Annotated in this window: 22 protein-coding genes; 1 reads left to right on the top strand and 21 read right to left on the bottom strand. The window is 58.5% G+C overall.

The annotated features are described in order from the left end of the window. Positions 1–3: 3 nt before the first annotated feature. The 21 genes from AB4Z25_RS08815 to AB4Z25_RS08715 all read right to left on the bottom strand — a co-directional run bounded on the left by AB4Z25_RS08815 (position 4) and on the right by AB4Z25_RS08715 (position 20,463). The gene (locus AB4Z25_RS08815; protein WP_112513947.1) at positions 4–567 is read right to left on the bottom strand and encodes a rod-binding protein; all 564 of its coding nucleotides are present in this window, start codon (positions 565–567) and stop codon (positions 4–6) included. Positions 568–602: 35 nt separating this feature from the next. Then, on the bottom strand, positions 603–1,013 hold the full coding sequence (locus tag AB4Z25_RS08810; RefSeq protein ID WP_112387625.1) for a hypothetical protein: 411 nt from the start codon (positions 1,011–1,013) through the stop codon (positions 603–605). 4 nt (positions 1,014–1,017) lie between these two features. After that, the gene (locus tag AB4Z25_RS08805; RefSeq protein WP_112538196.1) at positions 1,018–1,770 is read right to left on the bottom strand and encodes a flagellar biosynthetic protein FliR; all 753 of its coding nucleotides are present in this window, start codon (positions 1,768–1,770) and stop codon (positions 1,018–1,020) included. Next, positions 1,767–3,854, bottom strand: a complete 2,088-nt coding sequence (gene flhA, locus AB4Z25_RS08800; protein ID WP_112387623.1) for a flagellar biosynthesis protein FlhA — start codon at positions 3,852–3,854, stop codon at positions 1,767–1,769. The genes AB4Z25_RS08805 and flhA overlap by 4 nt, the downstream gene beginning before the upstream one ends. A 92-nt stretch (positions 3,855–3,946) precedes the next feature. Beyond that, positions 3,947–4,213: a flagellar biosynthesis protein FliQ gene (gene fliQ, locus AB4Z25_RS08795; RefSeq protein WP_112387622.1), complete on the bottom strand. Its 267-nt coding sequence runs from the start codon at positions 4,211–4,213 to the stop codon at positions 3,947–3,949. A 78-nt stretch (positions 4,214–4,291) separates the two neighbouring features. Continuing rightward, complete coding sequence (flgD, locus tag AB4Z25_RS08790; RefSeq protein ID WP_112387621.1) at positions 4,292–4,738, bottom strand: flagellar hook assembly protein FlgD; 447 nt, start codon at positions 4,736–4,738, stop codon at positions 4,292–4,294. Further along, the gene (gene flbT, locus AB4Z25_RS08785; protein WP_112387620.1) at positions 4,729–5,178 is read right to left on the bottom strand and encodes a flagellar biosynthesis repressor FlbT; all 450 of its coding nucleotides are present in this window, start codon (positions 5,176–5,178) and stop codon (positions 4,729–4,731) included. Before flbT ends, flgD begins: the two co-directional genes overlap by 10 nt. Further along, positions 5,175–5,522 carry a flagellar biosynthesis regulator FlaF gene (gene flaF, locus AB4Z25_RS08780; RefSeq protein ID WP_112387619.1) on the bottom strand — a complete coding sequence of 116 codons (348 nt, stop codon included), beginning with the start codon at positions 5,520–5,522 and terminating at the stop codon, positions 5,175–5,177. Before flaF ends, flbT begins: the two co-directional genes overlap by 4 nt. Before the next feature lie 36 nt (positions 5,523–5,558). After that, entirely contained in the window at positions 5,559–6,686 is a 1,128-nt protein-coding gene (locus AB4Z25_RS08775) for a flagellar hook-associated family protein (protein ID WP_112538197.1), read from the bottom strand. Positions 6,687–6,689: 3 nt separating this feature from the next. Further along, the gene (gene flgK / locus AB4Z25_RS08770; protein ID WP_112538198.1) at positions 6,690–8,237 is read right to left on the bottom strand and encodes a flagellar hook-associated protein FlgK; all 1,548 of its coding nucleotides are present in this window, start codon (positions 8,235–8,237) and stop codon (positions 6,690–6,692) included. Between the two features lie 21 nt (positions 8,238–8,258). Further along, positions 8,259–9,620 carry a flagellar hook protein FlgE gene (locus AB4Z25_RS08765; RefSeq protein WP_112387616.1) on the bottom strand — a complete coding sequence of 454 codons (1,362 nt, stop codon included), beginning with the start codon at positions 9,618–9,620 and terminating at the stop codon, positions 8,259–8,261. A gap of 126 nt (positions 9,621–9,746) precedes the next feature. Then, complete coding sequence (gene rem, locus AB4Z25_RS08760) at positions 9,747–10,418, bottom strand: transcriptional activator Rem (RefSeq protein ID WP_112387615.1); 672 nt, start codon at positions 10,416–10,418, stop codon at positions 9,747–9,749. Between the two features lie 281 nt (positions 10,419–10,699). Beyond that, positions 10,700–11,284 (bottom strand): transglycosylase SLT domain-containing protein, encoded by a 585-nt coding sequence (locus AB4Z25_RS08755; RefSeq protein WP_112513952.1) that lies wholly within the window; start codon positions 11,282–11,284, stop codon positions 10,700–10,702. Beyond that, the gene (fliK, locus tag AB4Z25_RS08750; protein ID WP_112538199.1) at positions 11,205–12,614 is read right to left on the bottom strand and encodes a flagellar hook-length control protein FliK; all 1,410 of its coding nucleotides are present in this window, start codon (positions 12,612–12,614) and stop codon (positions 11,205–11,207) included. Before fliK ends, AB4Z25_RS08755 begins: the two co-directional genes overlap by 80 nt. 1 nt (position 12,615) lies before the next feature. Continuing rightward, positions 12,616–13,926: a chemotaxis protein MotC gene (gene motC / locus AB4Z25_RS08745; RefSeq protein WP_112538200.1), complete on the bottom strand. Its 1,311-nt coding sequence runs from the start codon at positions 13,924–13,926 to the stop codon at positions 12,616–12,618. A 3-nt stretch (positions 13,927–13,929) separates the two neighbouring features. Continuing rightward, positions 13,930–15,198 carry a MotB family protein gene (locus AB4Z25_RS08740; RefSeq protein WP_112538201.1) on the bottom strand — a complete coding sequence of 423 codons (1,269 nt, stop codon included), beginning with the start codon at positions 15,196–15,198 and terminating at the stop codon, positions 13,930–13,932. Beyond that, entirely contained in the window at positions 15,195–15,833 is a 639-nt protein-coding gene (locus AB4Z25_RS08735) for a hypothetical protein (protein WP_442207936.1), read from the bottom strand. The genes AB4Z25_RS08740 and AB4Z25_RS08735 overlap by 4 nt, the downstream gene beginning before the upstream one ends. A 164-nt stretch (positions 15,834–15,997) precedes the next feature. Next, a complete protein-coding gene (locus AB4Z25_RS08730) occupies positions 15,998–16,945 on the bottom strand; it encodes a flagellin N-terminal helical domain-containing protein (RefSeq protein ID WP_112538203.1) in 948 nt (315 codons plus the stop codon). Between the two features lie 299 nt (positions 16,946–17,244). Next, on the bottom strand, positions 17,245–18,150 hold the full coding sequence (locus AB4Z25_RS08725; RefSeq protein WP_112387608.1) for a flagellin N-terminal helical domain-containing protein: 906 nt from the start codon (positions 18,148–18,150) through the stop codon (positions 17,245–17,247). Between the two features lie 247 nt (positions 18,151–18,397). After that, positions 18,398–19,297 (bottom strand): flagellin N-terminal helical domain-containing protein, encoded by a 900-nt coding sequence (locus AB4Z25_RS08720; RefSeq protein WP_112387607.1) that lies wholly within the window; start codon positions 19,295–19,297, stop codon positions 18,398–18,400. 269 nt (positions 19,298–19,566) lie between these two features. After that, the gene (locus AB4Z25_RS08715; RefSeq protein WP_112387606.1) at positions 19,567–20,463 is read right to left on the bottom strand and encodes a flagellin N-terminal helical domain-containing protein; all 897 of its coding nucleotides are present in this window, start codon (positions 20,461–20,463) and stop codon (positions 19,567–19,569) included. A 439-nt stretch (positions 20,464–20,902) separates the two neighbouring features. Between AB4Z25_RS08715 and AB4Z25_RS08710 the strand changes: the two genes are divergently transcribed. Beyond that, on the top strand, positions 20,903–22,774 hold the full coding sequence (locus AB4Z25_RS08710) for an O-linked N-acetylglucosamine transferase family protein (RefSeq protein ID WP_112538624.1): 1,872 nt from the start codon (positions 20,903–20,905) through the stop codon (positions 22,772–22,774). Positions 22,775–22,783 lie beyond the last annotated feature (9 nt).

The raw sequence follows: 22,783 nt of genomic DNA, 5'->3' as shown, positions 1-22,783 counted from the left end.
CGGTTATGCTTCATTATTGGTCTTGGCATCCGCAGTCGGGGTGCCAAATGTCTTGCGCTGGAACTCGTCGACCATGCTGAAGGCGACCTTGCGGTCGTTCTGATCGGCGCTAGCGTTGACGATGGCGCCTTCCTTCTTGCGAAGAGCGTCGTGATAAAGTTCCTTGGCGATACCGATGCCATCGCCCTTGGACATGACGTTGCCGAGCTGCTCGGCCATCATGCCCTTCCAGATATCGCCCGTGGCGCCCTTGCCGTAGACCTGTTCGCTATCGCTCGGCAGCATGTTCTTGACGAAGTTCTGCAGAACCATCGATTCGAACTTCCGATAGGTCTCGGGGATCTCTTCGGTCTTGGTGCGATTCTTGACGTCGTTGAGACCGGTCTTGGCGGCAGCGCTTTCGAGAACATCGACCTTGGATGAAAAGCCGTTGCCGGCGTCAGCAAGGCTGTTTGCCCTGAAGGCGGCGCGCGTCGCCATGAGTTTTTCCTGGGCAGCCTGAACCTCGGTCGGGTCCGCAGCTTTGACAACGTCCAGGACGAGATCACTAGGGGGCGAAATAGCCAACGTCACAATCCTCTAATGTAAGGTTGCGGCGATTATTATTTTTGAAGCTTGCTGGAGGCTGGCGTTGCAAACTTCTGATCGATGATATCGTAGACGGCATTGTCATCCGCCTCGCGGCGTTCGGATTCCTGGGCCTCTTTCATGCCCTCCTCCAGCCGGTCTCCCTTAGCCCGCTCATGCTGCAGACGCATCTCATGGAGCTGCTGGATACCCGTCAGCTGCTTGTCCTTGGTGCTGAGGCGCTCGAAACGGTCGGCGTAATTCTGCGAGAATACCCGGTGGATCGGATCGACCGAGCCAAGTGCTGTGATGACCGTATCCATCGATTCGTTCACTTCGGCGCGCTGCCGTGTGGTTTCGGCAAGGTCGTATTCGGCCATCTGCTCGAGGTGGCGCTGAACGGCCACGAGGCGCTTGAGTTTCTGCGAACGGGATTTTTCCGCCATTTCGCTAAATGCCTATGAAGACGGACGGGAAGGATTCCGCGAACTGACTGATCAGCGCGGCCACGGAGAAATAGAACAGGAACAACCCGCCAAGTATCAGATATGGCGTCGAGATGAAGTAAACGGGGATCTGCGGCGCCAGCTTGTTGATGAAGCCGATCGAGACGTTGAACATCATGCTGTAGAGCAGAAACGGGCTGGAAAGCCTGAGCATGATGGAGGTCGTCGAGACCAGCGTGTCCGTCAGCGAGATGAGGTTGGCGCGCACATCGGTCAAGCCGCCGAAAGGCATTGTCGTGTAGGAATCGATCAGGGCCTTGAAGACGATGTGGTGAAAGTCCATCAGGAACAAGATCATGATGCCGGCGAAAGTGATAAAGCCGGACAGGCTGGTTTCCGGCGTATCTTCCACGACATCCTGGCCGCCCGGCGAGGTATAGCCGACCATCATGGCAATGATGGTGGCGGCAAACTGGAAGCCCATCGTATAGAGCCGCGCCAAGAGACCGTACATGACGCCGATCAGCGATTCGCTGAAAATCAACCCGATATAGCTGGCGCTGGTACCGCTGACGGCAGGATAAACCGTATCCCAGAGCAGCGGCAGAACGGCAAGCGACAGACCGGCAGCAACAAAGACCCGCAGGATTTCAGGCACGCGCGCCGAGGAAAAACCCGGCATTGCCAGGACGCAGCCACCCATCCGGCAAAAAATCAGAAAGAGCGCAAGGATGGTGCCCTGCGGGTCTGTTATCATGAAACCGAGCCCAAAATCTTTATCTCGATGCCCTTCGCCAACTCGACGTGGGACAGAACCGGAAGCGTCGCGAACAGACGTTCGATGATCATGCGCACATAGGAGCGCGTTTCCGGCGATGTGACAAGGCAGAAAGGCAGACCGCGGTCCATGAATTCACGGATAACCTTCGTCGCCTGCTCGCTGAACTCTTCAAGCGCGCGCGGATCGATGTCGAACTCGACGACTTCGCCCTTGTTGTCGCGTTTCAGAGCCTGGTGGAAGGCCAGATCCCACTTGCTGCCGAGCCGCAGCACGCGCAGCACGCCGTTGTCGGCAAGGTCGCCGCAGATCTGCTGCGCCATGCGGATGCGGACGTGTTCGACGATCTGTTCGGTCTTGCGGACATGCGGCGCCAGTTCGGCGACGGCTTCGAGAATGAGGTGCAGGTTGCGGATCGAGACGCGCTCGGCAAGCAGCAGCTTGAGGACCGCCTGCAGACCCGAATAGGACATGTGCGAGGTGCAGATTTCGTCCGCCAGCTTCTTGTATTCCGGGTCGAGCCGGTCGATCAGCACCTTGACGTCCTTGTAGGACAGAAGCTGCGGCAGGTTGTTGCGAATGACTTCGCTCATATGCGTCAAGACGACGGAGACGTTGTCGATCGGCTGGAAGCCCTCGCGCTTCAAATCCTCGGTAAAGGCCTCGAGAACGGAAACAGCCGGCATGCCGAAAGCGGGTTCGCGGATTTCATCGCCTGGGATGCGCGGCTTGCGGCCAGAGCCGGTGACAACAAGAACTTCGCCCACACGCAGCTGGTTGGCGGCGATCGTCGTTCCGTGAATGCGGATCTGATAAGACTTCTCGGCGATGGCGATGTCGTCGGTGACCTTGATTTCGGGGACGACGAAACCGTATTGCGTCGCGAACTTCTTGCGCATCTTGCCGACGCGGAAAGCCAGTTCCTGGTGGGCACCGAGTAGACGGGTCGAGACCATCTTGCCGAGCGCGAGCTCGATCTCGGAGGTGCGAAGGACCGACTTGACCGAGTCCTTCTCCAGTTCCTTGTTGGCGACGACCTTCTTTTCTTCTTGGTCGCGGCGAACCTTGTTCTCCGCCTCGATCTGGCGCGGGATGAACCAGGCGCCGAAGGCCATCAGGCCGCCGAGCAGCGTGAAGGGCATAGTCGGCAGACCGGGCATCAGGGCCAGAATGAACATCAGTGCCGCCGAGACTGAGAGAGCGCGGGGATATCCGGACAGCTGACCGATAACCGCTTCGTCGGTGGAGCCGACATTGCCGCCGCGGGAGACCAGAAGGCCGGCGGCCAGCGAGACGATAAGCGCCGGCATCTGCGAGACCAGACCGTCGCCGACCGACAGCTTCACGAAGACATCGGCTGCTTCGCCGATCGGCATGCCGTGGCGGAAATAGCCGATGATGATGCCGCCGAAGACGTTGATGCCGGTGATCAGAAGACCAGCGACCGCGTCACCGCGTACGAATTTCGACGCACCGTCCATCGCGCCGAAGAAAGAGCTCTCCTCTTCCAGCTCCTTACGGCGACGCTGCGCTTCGCGCTCGTCGATGATGCCGGCCGAAAGATCGGCATCGATCGACATCTGCTTGCCGGGGATGGCGTCCAAGGTGAAACGCGCGCCGACTTCCGCGATACGCGTCGCGCCTTTGGTGATGACGATGAAGTTGATGGTGATCAGAATCAGGAAGACGATCAGACCGATGACGAAGTCGCCGGACATGACGAGGCTGGCAAAGCCAGCGATGACGCCACCGGCTGCATCGTGGCCTTCGTTGCCGTGCGAGAGAATGACGCGCGTCGTCGCGATGTTCAGCGCCAGTCGCGTCATCGTCGCGATCAGCAGGATGGTCGGGAAGGACGAGAATTCCAGCGGCTTCTTGATCCAAAGCGCGACCATGAGGATCAGCACCGAGAAGGCGATCGAGAATGCCAGGCCGAGGTCGATCAGAAATGGCGGTATCGGCAGGAAGAGTATGCAGATGATGACGATGATGCCGAAGGCAAAACCGACATCGCGCAAACTCGGTGCGACTTTCGGAAGGGGTAGTGCAGGTGGTTGCGCCATAACTGGTTCCGTCTCTTCATGAGAGGAGGCGGATACCGGGACCCGCCCTATTCGGATCGACAGTTAAATGGCGAAGCTTGCGCGAGGGTGGCTCAGAAGCCGGACTGGATGCGCGAAAATACCATGTCGGTAAAGATCGAAATCTGCGCGCCGACGAAGGGCGCGGAGATGCCGACGGTAATCAGGACGGCGACAATCTTCGGGACGAAGGTCAGTGTCGCTTCCTGGATCTGCGTGAGTGCCTGAAAAAGAGCGATGACGAGACCGACGACCATGGCAGCGGCAACTGCCGGGCCAGCCGCAACCAGCACGGTCCAGATGGCTGCCTGGAACAGATCGAGTGCGTCAGCTTCATTCATCAGGCAACCTCATATCGCCTTGGAGAAACAGCCCGACACAAACCGGACTGTAGGTCTTCATTGTTCAAGCGAGCTCGACTAGGTGGAGCTGCCGGTATCAGTGCTCGGCGTCGTTGGTGCCGAATCAGAGATGGTGACACCGGTTTGTACCAGAATCTTACCGCCATCCTTCGTCGTTGCAATGATGCCGTCGGAATAAACCTTGACCGACGATACGACACCTTTGACGCTGCCGTCGGCGCTTTCCATGTATTTGCCAATATAGCTGCCGGCCTGGGTGAGGCTGGAGCTGGATAGCAACGTGTCAAGCTTGGTGTTCGTCTGGATCGTCTGCTCGACCTGCGAGAAGCTGGCAAGCTGCGCCATCTGCTGGCTCGCATCGACGGGATCCGTCGGATCCTGGTTCTTCATCTGCGCGATGAGCAACTGCAGAAAGTTGTCGTAGTTCAACGTCGCCTTCTGCTGCGCGGAAGACGTGTTGCCCGACGCGGAAGAGCCTACGCCCGAGAGTGCGTCTACCGCCATGGTGCAATCTCCTTGCGAATCTGTTCGACCATCGCCGGCGCCATTTCCTGGTTGTTGAGGATGCTGTCCTCAAGCGTGTACATCGAGCGGATGGCCTTCAGAGCGTCGAACGCGCGGCCTGTCGAGACCAGACCGTCGATGCGCTTCAGCTCAGCAAGGATCTCTTCATTGCGGAAGCAGCTCAGCAACATGGTGATCGACTTGCGGAACATCACCGTCGACTGCTCTTTGCCCTCAGGATTGATCAGAATCATCTGGGCAATGAAGTAGAGCTGGCGCAGAGGCGTCGTCGCGTCTTCAGGCTGCAGGACGTGGTTTTCGAGAAGGAATGTCACATCATTCAGGAATTCCAGCGCGACCTTGCGGTCAACGCGCAAGACCGCGCCGTTGATGAAGATTCTCTCTCCGGCTTTAAGCGAAATGCGAAGTGTACTTTTCATTTAAGTCCATCCCTGATGATGATGGTAATGTCGATAATGCCCTGGTAGTTATCGGACTGACGCCGTCTGATCCTGTCGCATTCCTTTAGAATCCAGATCGCGATGGAGATGAGGTTGGCACGCAGTTCGACTTCAAGCTGATTGTCGGGGTGCTTCAGGTCCTCGATAAAGCTCACCCAAACGCGGCGGGTATAAAACAGAGCCTCAATGGCTTCCCGGCCGTATTTTGTTTTCTCGCGCGCCGCAGCAAGCATTTCGATAGACCGATCGAGAACTTGCCGCTCTCTCTCTTTCGCATCGGTCACCGAGTCTTGCATGACCTCGGCATAAGAGAACTGATACATTCATGCATCCTTCTTTGTAATGCGCGCCTTTGATCATCAAAGGTAATTTACAAGGCTCAACTGCTGGATCTTCGAGATGATCGTGTAAGAGGTCTGAAGCTGCGTCTCCATGTTCTTGACGATCGTGGTGGCTTCAACCGGGTCGACGCCTGTCAGATCGATAAGCTTGCCCTGCAGAATGCTGGACTGTGCGTCGAGTGCGGCGTTCGACTTGGTCACGCGCTCCTGCGACAGGCCGAGCTGGCTCTGCTGGCCGGTGATACCGGTGGTCGCGCGGCCGGCGTAGTCGATGGCGGCGTCGGAGAGACCCGACATGCCTGCCGTACCCAATCCCTGATTGGTCAGCGCCTTGGTCATGACCGTCGCCATGGCGAAATAGCGCATACCGTCCGAATTGGCATTGGTCGAAGACGTGACGACTTCCGAGTTGCTGATGCGGCTCGTCATGTTCTGGTTGGATGCCGACGACCAGTTGCCCCAAGCCGGTGGCGTCGTGTCGTAGGTCAGGCCACCTGTCGGAGCCGGAGCACCGACGGGATATCCTGTAGGCAAAGTATCCTGCATGAACATCGGCTCGACGAACATGGTGGTGAAGTTCTTCATGTCCGTGGCATCGAGGTCGGCAACGGTCTTGGGATTGCCGGTTACCGGATCGGTCAGCGCGCTGGCATAGGCCTTCAGATTGGTTTGCATCGCCGACATTGCCGCAGCACTCTGGTCGGTCAGCGGCGCGACATCGGTGTTGATGCCCGAGAACAAATATTCGCCGTTCGTCAGCGAGTTGCCGGTATCCATCAGCTGCGAGAACGCGCTGGATGCCTGCTGCAGCGTGACGGTGATCGTGTCGGCGCTCTGGCTTCCCTTCAGGGCCGTCAGTTTGGCAACAAGGTCATCGGCGGCGCCGTTCATCGCGTCGAGACCGTTCTGCGACATCTCCAGACGAAGGTTGACGACCGAATTGCTATCCTTGATCGACTTGATGCGGTCGATCTCGCGGTTGAAATCGACGCTCTTGGCCGTATTCACGCCGAGCGCAACACCGACATCGGCGTACATCTTCGTGCTGGCCTCAACCGCCGACTGCACCATCTGGTTCTGCGACTGACGGATCGTCAGCCGCATGGCGTTTTGAATGGCTGAACTAGAAATAAAAGAGCTTTTCATTTTTTAACTCGCAATATCCAGCAATGACTTCAGCATTTCGTCGACGGCATTCAAAATCTTCGTTGCCGCCTTGTAGGACTGCTCGATGTCGAGCATCAGAGTCAGCTCTTCGTCGAGGTTGACGCCCGTCTCGTTGGAATAGGCCTGATCGGAGCGCGCCAGGGCAGCAGAAGTGTTTTCGGACGCATCGCTGGCACTGCTGCGGTACTGCTCGAGCCAACCGATGGAGTTGGCGGCGAAATCCATAATGCTGACGTTAGAATCTAGACCCGAGCCCGTGTTGAAGCCGGAGACACCAGTGCCGGGATCGAAATCTATCTTGGCGCCCATGGCGTTGTAGTACTTGTCGAGCTGATCCGTGTAACCGCCGTTGCCCGAAAGATTGGTGCTGTAGGGGACGTAAGGAGGAATAGCCGGCATCGGGTCCGGATCGTTGATCGAACCGTCGCGCAGCTTCATCGGATCGCCACCCTGAGAGGTGATGACTGCCGAGTTCACCTTGATCGATCCCGCCATCCCATTGATGATAGCGTACTGTCCCGTGACCGGATCGACGGTCGGCATTCCGCCCGCAGCACCGCTTGGAGACTGCGTCCAGACGAATAGTCCTGGCGTCGTCGAGCTGCCGTCGGTCTTCGTTTCGGCGAACATGTTGACGAGTCCCTTGGCGATCTCGTCAAGCTGACTCTGGAATTTCGGCGCGACATCGTCACGGATTTGAAGCAGCGCCTGGAGGCTTCCCTGGCCGGAAGTCGTGCCGCCCTGCCCCATAGCCAGCGCCACGCCGTCAATATAGACGCCGTTGCCCTTGTCGCTCGCCTGATAGGTCGGGGTCGCCGTGAATTTTACCTCGCGAGGAATGGTATCGAAAAGGACCACACCATCGGAGGTGTAGAGCGCCATATCGCTGCCATTGCGCGATACCGGCTTGACGCTGACGATGCTGGAGATCTGCTTCAGCAGCTTGTCGCGCTGATCGAGCGCATCCGACGGATCGGAATTGGTGTTGACCGCGTTCTTGACGGCGTTATTGGCCGTCTCGAACTGCGATAGCAACGAGTTCAGCGTGTCGACCTGGGTCGCAATCGACTTGTCGGCAGCGGCCCGGGTGTTCTGGACGGAAGCCGTTGCGTTATTCAGCGAGTTGGCGAGATCCTGCGCCGAATTGATCGCACCCTGCGCGGCGACGACATTGTTCGGCGACGTCTGAAATGCGGCCAGCTTCTTCTGGAAGGCGCTGAGATATTCGGACGGAGAGGTCTCGTAGTCGTTGCCGCCGAGGACGCTTTTCACATCCTCCAAGCCATTTAGCAGAGTCTGCTGGGCGCTGTCCTGCGAATTGCTGGCGAGGTACTGCTTTAGGAGAGCATCCTCCTGCGCCCGATCAATCTTGACCACCGATGCGCCGTTCAACGACGTGGTGATCATCGCCTGCCGGCGCACATAGTCCTTGTTGCCGGCATTGGCGATGTTCCCCGACACGGTCGCGCTCTGCGTGCCCGTGTTGTTGAAGATGCTTTGTGCCGTATTAAGTGCTGACGTGAGCGACATGGCTTACCGGTTACCCTGATTTTATCGCTTGAGGTTGACGAGGACGTCCATGATGTCCGAACCCGTCTGGAAGACCTTGGAATTGGCCGTATAGCTGCGCTGCGACTCAATCATTTCGGTCAGCTCGCCTGCGAGGTCGACGTTCGAGCCTTCGAGCGCGCCGGCCTGGAGGGTGCCGAGACCGTTGGTCTGCGGGAAGCCGGTGACGGTGACGCCGGAGCGGCCGTTCGCCTGATAGACGTTGCCGCTAAGCAGCGTCAGCTCGTCCGGGCTTGCAACGGTTGCAAGAGGAATACGGAAAACCGGCTTCGGGTCGCCTTCCTTGTAGTTCGCGTAGACCGTACCGTCCTTGTCGATGGTGACACCGGTCACTTCGCTGGCGGCCTGGCCATTCGGCGAACCGGTGCCGCTGCTGGCCGAAGCCTTCTGTGTATACTTCGAGAGATCGAGATCGATGTTGAGATCGCTCTTTGTATCGGCGATTGCGAGATTGCCGGTGATCGTACCGGCAGCAGGATCCGCCGCGTCGGTGATCAGCCCGCCGGTGGCGTTGAAGGCCATCGTGCCAGAAGCGACCAGCGAATCGGGCATCGGCGAATAGGGGAACGAACTCGTGCCCGATGCCGCTGCGCCATCCTTACGATAAATGGCAACGTCCCAAGTGCCAGAAGTCGCCGATGTCGGCGGAGTCGTCGTATTGTCGGCAGCCGTCGCTGCGGCGGACTTCGTGAAGTAGAAGTCGTATTGAACCTTGCCGCCAAGCTTGTCGAACACAACCATCGAGGTCTTGAAGGTGTTGGACACGCCGGCTGCCGTAGCGCCCGGATCTTGGTTGGCGCTTGGCAGATCGGTTGCAGCAACGACGGGCATGTCAGAATTCAGATTGCCCGAGAACGTTGCCAACGTGGATTCGATCGCGGTCAGACCTGTCTGGTTGACGTTAACAGGAACCAGACCATCGAAGCCGTTGACGACGACTGCCGGCGGGCCGGCCGTGTAGGGGTAGCCCATCAGCGTGAAGCCGGCGGCGTTGACCAGGTTGCCGTTCTTGTCCTTGGTGAAATCGCCGGCGCGGGTCAGAACCGAGGTTCCGTCCGGGCTCTGGACGATGAAGAAGCCGTCGCCCGAAATGGCGAGGTCGGTGCCTGAAGTCGTGTAGGAGAGGTCACCCTGGGCAGTCACGGACTGGCGGACGGACGTCTGAACACCACCGGAATTGTAGTTGCCGGCCGTGGAGGGCAGGACGAGCGACGAAAATGCCGTCGATACCGACTTGTAGCCCGTGGTGTTTGCGTTCGCGATGTTGTCGGCGACGGTGCTCAGGCGGTTCGCCTGGGCGTTCATGCCGGACACTGCCGTCTTCATGCTGCCAAAAATGCTCATCTGAAAACCTCGTTTTCCTTGATAGTCCGGAGAGTATTTGGCGGGCCTTGCGTGAAGCTGTCTGGTGCGGGCGGTGCTTTGGAAATCTTAAGCACCGCTGCCGCGCGGCGAGGCCCGTCGCTGAAATCAGTTCCAGTCGATGCAGTAACCGAGGAAGCGCTTGGAATCGACGGGATCGACACCGAGCTTCTTGCGCAGCTTCTTGCGCAGCTTCGAGATGTGGCTTTCGACGACGTTCTCTTCGACTTCCTCGTCGAAGATGCCGTAGATGGCGTTGAAGATCTGGGTCTTCGTAACGCGGCGGCCGCGGTTTGCGATCAAATACTCGAGGATGCGGCGCTCGCGGCGCGGCAACGCAAAGACCTCACCGTGGATCTCGGGATCGCGGCCGTCCGAGAAGACGCGAATGCCGCCGATATCGGTGTGGCTTGCAATCGCTTTCAGGCGGCGGCGGATGGCCGCGGCCCTAGCGAGAATTTCACGGGGATGGACGGGCTTGCGCACCACGTCATCGACGCCACAATCAAAAAGTGCAAGCGTCGTTTCAAGCGAAGGCTGATCGCTGACTGCAATCACCGGCGCCTGCGAACGGTCGCGGATGGCCCGCGGCAACTCGAAGGTCTGCTGGCCCTGGCCAATCAGAAACGCCTCGACGGCCTGGATATCCGAATCCGCCGCCGTCTGTACCCACTCACCAAATTCGCTTGGATCAAAACCGGTCGAAGGGATGCCTTCCCGGCCAAATAGAGATGTATATCCATCTTTAACGAGCTCTCGCTCATCAACCACGACGATCATTCGTCCGCCTCCGAATCAGTGTGGCACTTCAATGACCTATGGGTACGAATCGCGTGAATCTGGAACAAGGTGTTGGAAGTTAATGGCGGGAATTAATAGTTGATTAACTTTTGTGTCCCGATTTGCTCTACATGTAGTAGGCCACCTCAGTTATGCACACAAAAATTTCGTGGAAAAGTTAACGACCGGTAAATTAGGTCTTGCGTGGCCAGATTCTGGCGGATTCCTGCCACATTTTGACACGATTCCGCTTTGTTCTCTTTTTGCTATTTTTGATTGCATCAATTCTGGCAGAAGTTGCTCGCATTAGGAGTCCACTTGCCGTAGCCGGTGGCGACCAGATTGGCGATGACCCGGCACACATACTGCTTCTGCGCGGGGTCATTGTTCGGTCCGGCGTGGTATCTGGCTACCGCCATCGTCCAGGTCTCATGACGATCGTGAAGGTTGCGGAGGAACTTCGCTGCGTATTCGACATTGGTGTGCGGGTCGAACATCTCTTCAGCGGAGCGGAAGTTCTCACCATGAAAGTAATGGTTGATCTGCATGCAGCCGATATCGATGAGTTTGGCGCCCGCTTTGGTGGCCGAATAATACTGCCGCATGGCGTCTTCTTCGGAAGGCGGAAACACCGCCTTGCCCTCGATATTGAGAGCGAAGGGATACAACGATCCCTTGCGTCCCGTCTCCGTCAGACCCACCGAATAGAGAATGCCTTCGGGGATACCGTACTTGGCCGCGGCCGACTGGATTTCCTTCTCGCAGGCGCCGTTATAGGCGGCCGCCTCAGAGGTAAACGCTGCCAGAGCTGCCGCTGCCAGCGGCGCCAGAAGCAACGTCTTCCACACCGGTCTCAGTTGCGCCATCGAAGCCTCCATTCCCTCGCTGTGCTGTCTGCGACTGGCGCTCACGCGCCTCGCCGCCCTGGCCGTGCTGCAGGGACTGCTGACCCGACTGGCTCTGTGCGTTTGCCTGAGTGCCGGTATCGGCCTTTTCGACTGGCGCCATGCTGATCGTCACGTTGTCGACCGTATAGCCCTGGCTGCGCAGCGACTCGAGGATCTTGCTGTGATCCTCCTTGAGTTGGCGGTAAGCAGCACCCGATTCGACCTTGAGATCGACATTCAACGCATCGCCCGATAGGCGCATCGTCGCCGTTACCAGGCCGAGGTCAATCGGCGTCATCTGGATTTTCAGCGTGTTGACGACCTTGCCCGTGCTGGTCCATTCGGCTGCATTTGACAGCGCCGAACCCGGCTGCATGGCCTGCGCCCACTCCTTGTCGCCGCTGATTGCCGCGGTGACGGAAGCGGAATTCTGCGCCAACCCGATATAGCGGCGCGATTCAAGCACGGTGACGTTCTCGACATCGCCCTTGCTCTTCACGCCCTGCTCGCCATGATCTTCGGTGCCGATGTGGATATCCATCGACTGCCCGCGGCCATCGGCGCGGCTCAGGCGGAATGTCTTGCCATCAGAGGCCTCGGCACCCTCGGTACCCGGAACGGCATCGTCGGCTGCCTTGGAAACACCCACCGCAGCCAGCGCGTCGCTGACATGCGATGCGGCCTTGCCGCCAGCATCGATGGCATCGGCCTTCTTGTCCTTGGCGACGGCGCCGTCATCCTTGGTCTTCACGGATGATCCCTGCGCGGCCGCAGCGATAACGATGGGCACCTGCGGGCCGTCTTTCTGCAGGAGATCGAGCGCATCGCTTGCGGCGTCCTCGCCGTCACCCTTATCCGCCTTCTTTGTCTCGTCGCCCTTTGCAGGCTTGGCGCTCTTCGTCGCATGCGGCAGCGCGTCGTCGGCGAGCGTCTCCGGCGCATCCTTCTTGATGGCGTCCTTAGCCTGTTCGATCGCGTCCTTGACCTGATCCTTCAGCGACTTGCCCATCGCGACCGTTTCCGGTTTCACCGCCGCCTGCTCCTTCAGCGACGCGTCGCTGAGATCGATAACAGGCTTGGCATGGGGCCGAGAGCGGGCAAGTGCGGCAGCATCGGCCTCACTGGGCCCACCTGCATTCGACGCAGCGTTGGCATCATTCGGATTCTGCCCGTTGTCGCCGGCCTTCGAAAGCACGTCGGAAAAGCCGCCGCCCTTGCGGCCGTCGTCGTCTTTCCCAACCGGGCGATTGGATTTCGCTGACGGCGCCTCAACCGGTGCCGCTCCCCCCGAAACGCTGATATCCATCATCTCAATTGCTTTCTTGGCTCAACAACTTGTCGATATCGTCAAGTTTGGACCGGCTCGCAGCCATAAAGGATTTGTAGGCAGGATCGGCATTCTGCTGACCCTGGCTGCTGTCTGCCGGGAGTGCCTGCGCCGCGCCATCGTCCACCACCTCCGAAGGGGCGGTCGGCGACTGCGATTCGGCGTCCGTAGTAACAGCTGCCTGTTCTGAAGTATTCTCTTCATTAGAAGAAGTAGAATCCTTGGCTTGCGTCAAGCTTGCAGGGTCAGGCGCTTTCAATACTTGTTCGGCTACCGAGCGGGCTGCAGCTCGCAGAGCCTTGTCGCGATCCGAGAGATCGCCGTCTGCGACCTTGCCGATATGCTGGGCGGCCGAATCGACATCCGGCGTCGAGACCGACGCCATGTTGCCGTAGAAGCTTGCCAGGGCGCCAAGCGGATCGGTGTCGCCCCCAGACAGAGTCTGTGCGTGCTCGGCCGCGGTCTTGGCGAGTTCCACCTTGCCGGCGATACCGGCCGCACGGGCGATACGCAGATAAACCTCGCGCTGACGCGCATCATCCATGAAACCGAGAATGCTGACGACGTCCTCCGGCTTCACGTCATGCTCGTGATCGACGATCAGCTTGACGAACAGGTCGGCAAACTGGCTCGCATAGGGAGAATGCAGGAAGCGGCGAACATAGCGCTGCGAATAGGCCATGCCCTTGTCGACCAAGCCGGCCTCGACGCTGATCGCCACCGAGCGGCGCAAGGCCGCCTCCTCGACAATGGTGCCGGGTGCAGACAGCCGCGCCTGATCGTAGAGCTTCAATGCCTCGAGCGGGCTGCGCGCCACCATGACATTGCCGCCAACCAGCGACAGATAGGGACCGATTTTCTTGTCGCGGTATTCGTTGGCCGTTTCGACCAGCGTCTTGGCAACCAGCAGTCCCTTGCCGCTCAGATATTTCCGCAACACGTCGGTAACACGATTGTCGAAATAGCCGTTGACGTCGCGGGACACCAGGTATTCCAGCGTCGCCGGATTGCCGCCGCTCATCGCGTAGACGAGCGCCGCATCAACGTTGCGATCATCGTCATAGACCGACGCGTCGACCGAGCGCAGACGCTGATCGATCGTGCCCAGCATGAAGCGCTGCATTTCGGCAGCGGAGTGATCGCCAAGAACGACGGAATCCTGCACGAATTGCAGCGAGCGCAGCATCTTGTAGGGCGCCAGATCCTCCTGCTCATCCGCAACGGCTACGGCCGGCGCTGCAAGCGCCAGTCCGAGCATGAGGGAGAGAAGATGATGGGGCTTGCTGCGCGCCATGGTTTATCCCTGGTCCGCCTGAACGAGGATTTCGATACGGCGGTTTGCGGCGTTCAACGGATCATCCGGAAGCTTGAGCTTACGATCGGCAAAGCCGGACACCTGCGAGACGCGCTGCTCGCCCAAGCCACCACGAACGAGCATGTAATAGGCGGCCTGAGCGCGATCCATCGACAGGCGCCAGTTTTCGTTGTCTGCGCCCTTATACTGACGGCCATCGGTATGGCCACGGATCACAACCGCACCCTGGCGCGCCTTCAGGATCTCGCCCAGCTTTTCCATGACCTGCACCATTTCCTTGCGGGGAACGGCCGAGCCGACATTGAACATCGAGTCATTGCCCTGGTCGGAGAGGCTGACGAGCAATCCGCCTTCGGACGGGGTTACCGTCAGGCCTTCTGCGAGCTTGCCGCCTACGCCGCTGATCTGCTTGGCAATTTCCTGCTTTAGCTCATCGGCCTGCTTCTGCTCTTCGGCCTGCTTTTGCGCATCCTGCTGCTTGTCGGCTGCGGTATCTGCCGGCTTTTGATCGGAGTGCTTGTCAGCCGCCTTCTCGTGAGTCTGATCAGCAGGCTTGGCATCGGCAGATTCGTCTTCAGGCTTCTGCTCCTCGAGCTTAGCAAGCTCTGCAGCATCCGGCTGCTCCTTGGCGTCCTTGGTCGCCGGCGTCTTGCCAGGATTGTCGGCGCGCGTCACCTCGACCTGCTTGGTCCAGAAATCCGGATCGAAGGGATCGCGATAGGCCTCGCCACCATCGGCGCCGGTCGCAGGGCCGGAATCGGCCGCACCGCCCTCGCCCTTGGCGCTGACGTTAGCCTGCTGTCCGACTTCCTGGGCGATTTCGGCCAGAACGGAATAGGGATTTTCGAAGAAGTCGGCTTCGGAATAGTTCGTCTGGTCACCTGACGTCGAGGTCTGGTCGTCGCCGCTGGCGGCAGAGGCGCCCTGCGTCTGCTGCTCTTCCTTCTGCTTCGACTTGTCCTTCGTCTCCTCGCCCTCAGCCGTATCGACAGGCTTCTTCAACCCCTTTTCGGTGGGCTTTTCGTCGGCAAGCTTGATCGGGTTGAAATAGGTCGCAACGGAGGCTTTCGTCTCCTCGTTTGCAGCATTGACCAGCCACATGACGAGGAAGAACGCCATCAGGGCGGTCATGAAGTCGGCGTAAGCGATCTTCCAGGCGCCGCCATGCGCGCCATCATGATCGCCACCACCATGTTTCTTGATGATGATGACTTCATTTTTGCCGTGGTGGTGATTTTCGCTCTCACTCATTCCAGAACTTTCTTCAAGCTGGCAGACCAGGCAGAAATACGTGTGACGAGAACGGAGCCATCAACCTCGACAATGAGGTCGACGTCATCCGTCTCAATGTGCCGCAGAAGGCCGGACTTTTCTCCGAGCGCCTTCTCCAGCGATGCGAAAAGATTGGCGGGACCCTTGACGATCACCACGCCGGCCGCGCCATCGAGAATTGCCTCTTTCAGAAGCACCGCAAGATCTGCGACAGCCTGCTCCGCGACAGCCTCCGTCACAACGGGCGCGATCGCCTTGGCTGCGGCGGCGCTGACAAGTTCCGCCACTTCGAAGGCGATGCCCGACAATCTGGCAGCGAGAAGGACTGCGAGTTCCTGCTCATACTTCTCTTTCAGCTCATCGAGCTGCCGCTGATAGCCAAGCTCGGCAGCCTGCAGCTGGTCCGCATGGGTCTTGGAGAGACCAGACGTTGCCGCGGCGTGGCCCTCGGCATAGGCAGAGCGGCGTTCAGCTTCGAGATCGATTGCAGGTTCTTCCGCGAAATCTGCGAAGCCCCCAAACGCCTCTTCAGCAAAGTCGGAGGCTTCGGGCGCCGGGGCGACCGGCTTGATATCACTGAAATCCTTGAGATAGCGGGATAGCATCGCGCTCATCGACCACACCCGGTATCTGCAAAAAGCTGCGGCATGCCTGCGCCCCGTTCAAACCAATTCTGACCGCCGCTTCACAGAACTGAGGCAGCCTTGCCTTGAACCTAGAAAGTCAAACTTGCGCGAGGATGAATGGCGGGCACTTGCCCGCCAGCTGAGCCAGATTACTATTCGAGCAGGATCAGGATGTTGCCGGCGGAATTGTTGAGAATGTTCATCGCCTCGGTCGCGATGTTCAACTGTGCCTGGATTGCCGTCTGACGAGTCGATGCCTCATCCATATCGGTATCGACAAGCGCACCCACCGTGGTGTCGAGCGAGTCCATCATCTTGTTCACATAGTCCGACCGGGCATCGACCTGGTTCTTCATGATGCCGAGACCGGCCGCTGTGGTATTCAGACCGGAGAGGACCTTTTCAACGACAGCCTGCATGTCCGCCAGATTCTGCGGTGTCGTGCTGTCAGAAAGCGATATCTGGCTGCCGGTCGCGGGGTTCGTCGAGTTCGCGTTCAGAAGGAAATACTGGTTGCCGCTGCCGGTGCCCGGATCGATGTCCTTGGTCAACAGACCCTTTGACGCATCGCGCGTATCGATCATGACCAGACTCGATGACGGAAAGCTGATGTTCTGCGGGTAGAACTGACCGTTGGCGCCACGGATATAGCCGCCGATCACCGAGCGGGTATCGGGAATGACCGAGTTGTTGTTGTAGAGCCAGTTCTCGCCTGAAAAGCTGGTGCCGGTAACGCCCGACTGAAGCTGCGACAGATACTGCTGCAGTGTGGTGTTCAGCTTGTCACGGTCATTCGCCGGGTCGGCGGCGGAAACGAGCGTAGCCTTGATATTGCTGACCAAGTCGATCAGCGAGTCCATGGTCGTATAAGTCGTATCGACCTTGGCCGCACCCAGGCCAAGCGCATCATCGATTGTCTTCAGCGAGCTGCCGTCTGTACGCAGGGTCTGCGCGTAGGACCAGTATGTGGCATCGTCCGCAGCAGTCTGGATCCGCAGTTCCGATGAGATCTGCTGCTGAATTTTATCGGAGTCCTTGCCAAGGCCCCGCATGATGTTCAGTGCGGTCAGGGCAGCCGGGTCTTGAATGGTATAGGCCATCTGTCGATCTCTTGAATGAATGGGAAAGGGACAGACCGGTAACCGGTAGCGACAGATTATGGCTTCATGCCCCCGGCAAAGCGGCCGGTGCGTCGCAGTAACAAATCAACTCGTTGGTGAAATTAACCCAACTTTAAGCATAGTTTCAAGGGTTGAGGCCCCTCGGGACGCCGAAACTTGAAAACTCATTTAAGTACATGTTTTTAAAACGAAAATCGCGCCTTTCGAGCGCGATTTCTGAGTGTTTTTGACGGATTGAAAACAGCGCCGCAAGATTCGGTCCAGCTTCAATTTCCGGCTTAGCTGCGGAACAGCGTCAGAACGTTCTGCGCGCTAGAATTCGCAATCGACAGCGACTGGATCGCCAGCTGCTGCTGTGTCTGAAGCGCGGTCAGTTTGGACGATTCCTCTTCCATGTTGGCATCGACGAGACGGCCGACACCCGAGTCGATGGAGTCGCTCAGAGACGAGACGAAATTCTCCTGCAACTGAATGCGTGTCGAAATCGAACCGAGCTGCGAAGCCGCCTTCGTCATTGATTCAAGACCTGCCTCCACAGCATTCAGGGCGAGGCCGATGTCATCCGTCGACAGGTTGGAGATGTCGAACGAGAAGATCGAGCCGATCGTGCCGTTGGAGCTACCGATGATGCCAGTCGAGGTATCGATCGATCCGTTGCTGGTGCCGAACAGCACGTTGCCGGTCGAAGCGGAGTTCAGCACATATTCGGTGGTGGTGACCGAAGTGTTGCCGTTGCCGTCGCGAACGAAAGACGAGACCACACTCTTGGTTTCGTTGCCCGCCACCCAGTTTTCGCCGGAGAACGATGCGGACTGCGCGATGCTCAGAAGCTGAGACTGAAGCTGCTTCACTTCTTCCTGGATCTTCGTGCGGTCGACGCCCTTTTCGGTTGCGGCGACAAGCTTGGACTTGATCTCGGTGACGACGTCGATGGCGCTGTCCATCGCCGAATAGGCGGTGTCGACCTTTGCTGCGCCAAGACCCAACGCGTCGGACACGGCGGAAAGCGCCTTGTTGTCGGAGCGCATGGTCGTCGCAATCGACCAGTAGGCGGCGTTATCGGCAGCCTTGGCGACACGGTAACCGGAGGATACGTGATTCTGGGTGGTTTCGAGACTGTTGTTAATCGTACGAAGTGTCTGAAGCGCAGCCATGGCTGCGACGTTCGTCAAAATGCTCGTCATGAAAAAGTGCCCCTTATTGGCAATACGTCGAGAAGGGACATTCCGGCCTACCGGGAACGGGAACCAGCGCTCATGCCTGTTAACCTGGGATTAAACTTGGTTAACTCACCGTTACGTTGAGCGCAGAAGACGACAAAATGGTTAACAAAACGTTAACGCGGACAGCAAAAAACCGCGCCCGTTAAGGCGCGGTTCCGTTTTCCTGGGCCGACCGGACAATGCCGGAGGGCCTGTATCGCTAATCCTATTAGCCGCGGAAGAGCGACAGGATGTTCTGCGAAGAGGAGTTTGCAATCGAGAGCGACTGGATGGCCAGCTGCTGCTGCGTCTGCAGAGCGGTCAGCTTCGAGGACTCTTCTTCCATGTCGGCGTCGACGAGGCGGCCAACACCCGATTCGATTGCGTCGCTGAGCGACGAAACGAAGTTCGACTGCATGTCGATACGCGAGGAGATCGACCCGAATTTCGAACCGAGCGAGGTCATGTCCTTCAGAGCGGTTTCAACGTCGGTCAGCAGGCCGTCGATGTCGCCCTTGGTCGTGGAGGAGTCGATCGTGAACTCGGTGATCGACTTGCCCGAAGACGCACCGGCCGTGCCGAGAATACCGCCGGTACCGGCAGTCGCATCGGTGTAGAGCAGATCGGTGTCGGAAGCGGTGTATTCGGTGACCGTAACAGATACAGCGCCGGTGTTGCTGCGGACGAAGGAGGAGACAACGCTCATCGTTTCGCCGGCGTTGTTGGCAACCCAGTTTTCGCCGTTGAACGAAGCGGAAGAAGAAATGCTCTTCAGCTGCGCCTGGAGCTGGGTGATTTCGTCCTGAACCTTCGACTTGTCAACGCCGTCTTCGGTTGCAGCAACGAGCTTCGACTTGATTTCGGAAACGACGTCGATGGAGCTTTCGACAGCGGTGTAAGCCGTGTCAACCTTGGCAGCACCCATGCCGAGAGCGTCAGAAACGGCGCCGAGGGCCTTGTTGTCCGACTTCATCGTCGTTGCGATCGACCAGTAAGCTGCGTTGTCGGCAGCCTTGCCAACGCGCAGACCCGACGAAACGTGGTTCTGGGTGTCGGCGAGGTTCTGGTTGACGTTACGCAGGGTCTGCAGAGCGGACATTGCGGAATTGTTGGTAAGAATGCTGGTCATTTAAATGTGCCCCTAATTGGCTACGTGATGAAGGGCATTCCGGTCTCACCGGGAACGGCGCTCAGCGTCATGCCTGCCGATCGTCTGTTGACCGACCGCCGTTTCGATGTGCTTAGAAAACAGCATCATCGTTAAAAGAAGCTAAACACGGTTAAAAAAAATCGTTAAAAATCGGTAACTTAGGTTAAATCCCGTTAATCCATTTTTAATAACAAAAATGGCCGGTGAGACACCGGCCATTTCGAGTTTTCGGTACTTGCTGCCAGCTCTTAACGGAAGAGCGACAGGATGTTCTGCGACGAGGAGTTTGCAATCGAGAGCGACTGGATGGCCAGCTGCTGCTGCGTCTGCAGAGCGGTCAGCTTCGAGGACTCTTCTTCCATGTCGGCGTCGACGAGGCGGCCAACACCCGATTCGATCGAGTCGCTGAGCGACGAAACGAAGTTCGACTGCATGTCGATACGCGAGGAGATCGAACCGAACTTCGAACCGAGCGAGGTCATGTCCTTCAGAGCGGTTTCAACGTCGCTCAGCAGGTTGTCGATACCGCCCTTGGTCGTGGAGGAGTCGATCGTGAACTCGGTGATCGACTTGCCCGAAGACGCACCGGCCGTGCCGAGAATACCGCCGGTACCGGCAGTCGCATCGGTGTAGAGCAGATCGGTTGCACCGGCCGTGTATTCGGACGTGGTGACCGATACCGAACCAGAGCTGCTGCGAACGAAGGAGGAGACAACGCTCATCGTTTCGCCGGTCGAGTTGGCAACCCAGTTCTCGCCGTTGAACGAAGCGGAAGAAGAAATGCTCTTCAGCTGCGCCTGGAGCTGGGTGATTTCGTCCTGAACCTTCGACTTGTCGACACCGTCTTCAGTCGCAGCAACGAGCTTCGACTTGATTTCGGAAACGACGTCGATGGAGCTTTCGACAGCGGTGTAAGCCGTGTCAACCTTGGCAGCGCCCATGCCGAGAGCGTCAGATACGGCGCCGAGGGCCTTCGTGTCCGACTTCATCGTCGTTGCGATCGACCAGTAAGCTGCGTTGTCGGCAGCCTTGCCAACGCGCAGACCCGACGAAACGTGATCCTGGGTCTTGCCGAGGTTCTGGTTGACGTTACGCAGCGTCTGGAGTGCTGCCATTGCGGAAGTGTTGGTATTAATGCTTGTCATAAGTCTGTCCCCTAGAAAACTAGATACAAAAACGAGGACATACCGGACTGTGATTACCGGCGATGGCGGATGCGCTTCATGCTACTGGGCGCCTTTTCTGTGTGGCCCCAAACCCGTCATGTCCAGGGCAATCTCGCAGCCAATGCTTGCCAACTCCTTAAATGTGCGGGGGCCGACAGGACCCATGCCAAGTATAGTTAAATCTTCCGCAAGATATTTTCGGTTGCACTCACCGAGCCCGTCCGGCGCCTGCGCCACCAGCTTCGAGCAGGCTTCGCGTGCGAATATGGCAAAGCCGGGAAGCAGGTGAACTCGTTCCATTTCGAGGTGACGGTCTTCTGTGCCGCGGCTGCATCGGCGTTTTGATCAGAGCATTTCCAAACGGAGTTCGGTTTTGAACAGCAAAGTCTCGTTTTCGGTGGCATCCCGTGAATACCAGATGGGGCGCTACACAAAGTCTCTCGCAACCCTGAACCAGCTGATCGACGTCCAGAAAGATGCGAAGACCTACGCGCTGCTGGCCAAGAACCTGCTTCAGCTTGGTTTCAAGTCGGACGCGGCGAAATCCTATTCTCTTGCGGCCAAATCCGAAGGCCCGAACTCCTACGAGTATCACAAGCTCGCCGCGCGGCTGCATTTCGAATGCGGCGAGGAGGACGAGGCTCTGGTGATCTGCATGCGCAACTTCGAAAAGGCGCAGCGCGACCCCGATCTCGCATTCATTCTCGTCTCCGTATTCCTCGGCCGCCAACAGCGCGATCTGATCCAGCCGCTGAAGAACGTCCTTTCCGAGAGCAGCAACCGCGAGCACCTTGCAGCCGCTGCCAAGCTGGTTTCCAACGATCTCAGCGACGCTTCCAACGAGCTTCTCGCCCGCAATATCTTCAAGCGCTTCCCGAAGGATTATTCGGCACGCTTCCTCTATCTGATCTTCCTGCGCGAATTCAACGATTACGAAGAGGCGCAGAAGCACCAGAAGGTCGTCGACGACTTGGTTGCCGGCGGACGGCCGGAGGTCCTGCAGAAGGATCACCCCTTCTATCACCTTCACTGGTGTGGCAACGAAGACCACAATCGCTACCCGACGGTCGGCGTGCCGAAACTCGATCCTGAAAAGATCGCACTTCGCCGCGGTCTGCCGCATGCGTGGGCCGGCAAGATCCGCGTCGGCTACATGTCCTCGGACTTCTGGGACAACCACGCGACCATGAAGCTGATGCAGCGCGTTCTCGAACTCCACGACCGCGACAAGTTCGAGATCGTGCTGTTCGACCATAGCGGACCGCTGGCGCTGCAGACCAACAAGACCGATCGCAGCAAATGGGGTACCGTCGTCGATATTCACAGCATCGCCGACAAGGACGTGCTGCAGGTCGTTCGCGACCACAACATCGACATCATGGTTGACCTCAAGGGACACACGGCCGACAGCCGCGCCCACACGTTCAACATGCCGCTGGCGCCGGTACATGTCGCCTGGCTCGGCTTCCCGGGAAGCACCCTCGGCATCGATCTCGACTATGTCATCGGCGACCACTTCGTGCTGCCTGACGTCGCCAAGCCCTTCTATCACGAGAAGTTCTGCCGGATGCCGGAGAGCTACCAGCCGAACGACCCTGCGAACCGTCCGCAGCCGCGTCCGGTCACCCGCGACCAGTTCGGCCTTCCGGAAGACGCTTTCGTATTTGCCTCCTTCAACGGCAATCGCAAGATCACCCCGGAAGCGATTGCGAGCTGGGCCCGCATCCTGAAGCGTGCGCCAAACAGCGTGCTGTGGCTGATGACGACCTCGCCGCGCAACGAGGGCAACCTGCGGAAGGCCTTCCAGGCAGAGAGCGTGCCCACCGACAGGATCGTCTTCTGCAAGCGCAGCGCCTATGAGGAACATATCAGCCGTCTGCAGGCTGCCGATATCGGCATCGACACCTTCCCCGTCAACGGCCATACGACGACGTCGGAGCAGCTCTGGGGCGGTCTGCCGGTTCTCACCATGAAGGGCACCAACTTCGCCTCACGCGTCAGCGAAAGCCTGCTGAATGCCATTGGCCTGCCCGAACTCGTCGGTGCGGACCTGCAGGGCTACGAAGATCTCGCAGTCGAACTGGCGGCGCAGCCGGAAAAGATCGCCGGTTACAAGGCGCATCTTGCCGAACAGCGCTACATCGCCCCGCTCTTCGACGCCGAGCGCTTCTGCCGCCATCTGGAACAGGCTTACGAGACGATGGCCGAACGCGCCAAGCAAGGCGAAGCACCCGATCACTTCGACGTCCCTGCCCTGCCGGCACGGACCGAACCGTTCCCGTCCGCATAATAGCGGCCC

This window comes from Rhizobium sp. RAF36 (assembly GCF_052114105.1).
GTDB lineage: Bacteria > Pseudomonadota > Alphaproteobacteria > Rhizobiales > Rhizobiaceae > Rhizobium.
This window is presented reverse-complemented; position numbering and strand designations above follow the sequence as displayed.